Source organism: Streptomyces bobili, from assembly GCF_002154575.1.
In the GTDB taxonomy this organism is placed as follows: domain Bacteria; phylum Actinomycetota; class Actinomycetes; order Streptomycetales; family Streptomycetaceae; genus Streptomyces; species Streptomyces bobili.
Genome location: NZ_MUBA01000427.1, coordinates 1 through 3,793, shown reverse-complemented (window position 1 = coordinate 3,793; position 3,793 = coordinate 1). Strand labels below are relative to the sequence as shown.

Below are 3,793 nucleotides of genomic sequence, written 5' to 3'. Positions count from 1 at the left end.
GCCCCCGGCTCCCCGGCCGCCGCCACCTCGCTCCGCCCGTTCCGCCCGCTCCGGCGAGCGCAGCGCCACCCCCGACGACAGCAGCAACAGCCCGCCGAGCATCACGAACGGCGCCGCCACGCCCGCGATACCGGCGATCAGGCCCGCGGCGGCCGGCGCGGCGACCTGGCCGAGGCGGTTGCCGGTCAGACGCAGCGCGAGGGCCGTGGAGCGGGCGCCCTCGGGCGCCGCCTGGACGACCGTCGTCATGGACAGCGGCTGCCCGACCCCGAGACAGAAGCCGAGCGCCGCGAGCATCACGGCCAGCGCCCACACCGGTACCGGTACCGCGATCCCGGCGCACAGCAGGGCCGCCAGCAGGCAGGTCACGGTGAGCAGCGCGGTCCGCCCCAGCAGCCGCAGCAGGGGCGTGAGGACGAGGCGGCAGGCGATGGTGGCGGCGGCCCGCAGACTGAGCAGCAGGCCGATCACGGACGGCGGGATGCCCCGGTGCTCGCCGACCACCGGCAGATAGGCGGTGAGGATGTCGGTCGCGGACAGCACGGAGAGGCTGACGAGGATGCCCGCGGGCACGCCCCGGGCGCGCAGGATGCGCACGACCGGGACACGGTCACCGTGCGCCGTACGGGACTTGGTGGACGTATCGCGGTGTTCGACGCGCCACAGGGAGGTGAACGCGACCGCGGCGCCCGCGCCGGCGACGACGAGGGCCAGCGCGCTGCTGCCGGCCATGTCCGAGCCGTCGATCAGGGAGCCCGCGGCGATCGGGCCGACCAGTTGACCGAGGGAGGCACCGATCGTGAAGTGGCCGAAGTTGCGGTCCTGTTCGTGCGGCGCGGACTGGCGGGCGACGAGCGACTGGGCGCCGATGACGAAGCAGAGGTGGCCGAGGCCCATGACGCCGCTCCACAGGGCCATGGACCACAGGGAGCCGGCGACGCCGCTCAGCGCGCAGCCGCCGGATATCAGGACCACGCCGAAGGGCAGCAGGGGCGCGCACCGGCCGTGGTCGGTACGGCGCCCCAGCGGGACGGCGGCGAAGAGCGGGAGCAGGGCGTACACGCCGGCGATGACGCCGACCGCCCGCTCGTCCGCGCCCAGCGCGAGGGCCCGGTAGGAGACGGCGGGCCTGGCCATCGACACCGCCCCCTGCGCGAAACCGAAGGCGATGACGAGGCGGAGCAGCCAGCCGCGGTTCCCACCGGGCCTCATGGTGTTGTCCTCCGGGGAGAGCGGGCGGATCGGATCGGGCGGGGGTCAGATGATGCCGAACAGCATGCCCGCCGCGAGGATCACCAGACTGGTCAGGGCGGCCCACTTCACGACGAACCGGGTGTGGTCGCCGAACTCGACCTTGGCCATGCCGACGAGGACGTAGACGGCCGGGACGAGCGGGCTCGACATGTGCAGGGGCTGGCCCACGAGGGAAGCGCGGGCGATCTCCAGCGAGGACACCCCGTGGGCCTGGCCGGCCTCGGCGAGGACGGGCAGGACGCCGAAGTAGAAGCCGTCGTTCGACATGAAGTAGGTGAGCGGGATGGACAGCACGCCGGTGACGAAGGCCATGTGCGGGCCCATGCCGTCGGGGATGTTGTCCACCAGCCAGTTGGCCATGCTGTCGACCATGCCGGTACCGGTCAGGACGCCGGTGAAGACGGCGGCGGCGAAGACCATGCCCGCCACGTTGAGGACGTTCTCGGCGTGTGCGCCGAGGCGGGCCTTCTGGTCGGGCATGTGCGGGAAGTTGACGGTGAGCGCGAGCGCGGCGCCGAGCAGGAACAGCACCGGGATCGGCAGCAACTCCATGATCATGGCGGTGAGCAGCGTGACCGTGAGGAGCGCGTTGAACCAGTAGAGCTTGGGGCGCAGGGTGGTGCGGTTCGGGTCCAGTCCGGCGAGGCGCTCGTCGTCCTCGGACTCCTCGGCGCCCGCGTGCTCCTCGGCGGCGGGCCCGTCGGCGTCGGTGCCGGAACCCGAACCGCCCGTGGGGACGGCCTTCTTGCCGAAACCGGTACCGCCACCGCTACCCGCACCGCTACCCGTGCCGGCGCCCACGAGCACCGTCTCGGACGTGCTCCCGGTCTCCTTCTCCTCGACCAGCACCTCGTCCAGCGTCAGCACGCCGAGCCGCTTGCGCTCGCGGCGGCCGAGGACGTACGAGAGGGCGAAGACGCCCAGCAGGCCGACGGCCAGGGCCGGGATCATCGGGATGAAGATGTCGCTGGCGTCGAGCTTCAGCGCGGTGGCGGCGCGGGCGGTCGGGCCGCCCCAGGGCAGCGTGTTCATCACGCCGTTGGCCATCGCGGCGACACCGGTCATCACGACCAGGCTCATCTTCAGGCGCTTGTACAGCGGGTACATCGCCGAGACGGTGATCATGAAGGTGGTGGAGCCGTCGCCGTCGAGGGAGACGATCGCGGCGAGGACCGCGGTACCGACGACGATGCGCAGCGGGTCGGCCTTGCAGAACTTCAGGATGGCCCGCACGATCGGGTCGAACAGACCGACGTCGATCATCACACCGAAGTAGACGATCGCGAACATGAGCATCGCCGCGGTGGGGGCGAGGCTGGTGACGCCGTCGAGGACGTAGTCCCCGAGTTTGGCGCCCTTCCCGACGAAGACGCAGAACAGTGCCGGGATCAAGACGAGCGCCGCGATCGGCGACATCTTCTTCAGCATGATCAGGACCAAGAAGGTCGCGATCATGGCGAAGCCGAGGATGGTCAGCATGAATGGATACCTAACGTTCGCCCTTGAACATCCCACCTGAGGGTCGGCGGTGGGTTGACGTTAGGACCGTTCAAACGGTGTTAACAAGACGTTGACGTGCGAGCAATAAGCGCAAAACTCCTGGTCAGCCCAGTGGGCTGAGTTCGACGGGCACTCCGTTGAGGACGGCGTTGCCGGACAGCGGGTCGAGCAGGCTGCCGTCGAGGAGCTGGTTGACGTTGACCCCGGGGTCGGTGGAGGCGTGGCTCAGCCGGGTGCCGGGACGGTCGTGGCCCCAGCCGTGCGGGATGCTGACGACGCCCCGGCGCACGCCGTCGGTCACCTCGGCGGGGGCGGTGACCTCTCCCCCGGCGCCCTTGACCCGCACCGGCTCCCCGTCGCGCAGCCCGAGCCGTTCGGCGTCCTCGGGATGGACCTGGACGGTGCAGCGGTTGGTGCCGCCGGTGAGGGCGGGGACGTTGTGCATCCAGCTGTTGTTGGACCGCAGGTGCCGGCGTCCGACGAGGACCAGGCCGGTGGGGCGTTCGGCCGCCGCCCGCCGCAGCCGCGGGAGGTCGTCGGCGATCGGCTGGGGCAGCAGCTCGATCTTGCCGCTGCGGGTCTTCAGCGGCTGCGGCAGGCGCGGTCGCAGCGGTCCGAGGTCGATGCCGTGCGGATGCGCGAGCAGCCGCTCCAGGCCGAGGCCCTCGGGGTGTGCGCCGAAGCCGTCGCCGTAGGGGCCGAGGCGCAGCATCAGGTCGAGCCGGCGCTCGGGGCCGCTCTCGCCGGCGAGCTGTGCGGCGAGTTCCTCGGGGTCGCGGCCGTGCACGGGTGAGTGGGGTTCCTGGACCGCTTTGCCGAGCGTCTGGCCGATGACGAGGTCGTCGACGGCCGAGGGGTCGGCGCCGTGCATGCCGGTGACGGCCAGGGTCAGCCGGGCGAGGATCTCGGTCTCGGCCATCCTGCCGGGCTCCAGCGGGACGGCGGGGCGGCTGTAGCGGACCTGGTTGCGGACGGCGAGGGTGTTGAAGGCGAAGTCGTGGTGCGGGCTCTGGGAGGGCGGCTGTCTCGTATACACATC

At 71.5% G+C, this 3,793-nt stretch carries 3 protein-coding genes; all 3 read right to left on the bottom strand.

What is annotated here, in order from left to right:
- Positions 1–1,212, bottom strand: a 1,212-nt coding sequence (locus BZL64_RS28925) for an MFS transporter (protein WP_086772112.1), incomplete at its 3' end; no start/stop codon positions are given.
- Between the two features lie 45 nt (positions 1,213–1,257).
- Positions 1,258–2,733, bottom strand: coding sequence for a CitMHS family transporter (locus BZL64_RS28920; protein WP_086772111.1), 1,476 nt, complete (start codon positions 2,731–2,733; stop codon positions 1,258–1,260).
- 124 nt (positions 2,734–2,857) lie between these two features.
- Positions 2,858–3,793 (bottom strand): molybdopterin dinucleotide binding domain-containing protein (locus tag BZL64_RS28915; RefSeq protein WP_208639541.1); only part of this gene is annotated, 936 nt, incomplete at its 5' end.

What these genes read in the sequence shown, in the direction of transcription:
- BZL64_RS28920 (WP_086772111.1), bottom strand. Translation starts at nt 2,733, where the DNA reads ATGCTGACCATCCTCGGCTTCGCCATGATCGCGACCTTCTTGGTCCTG.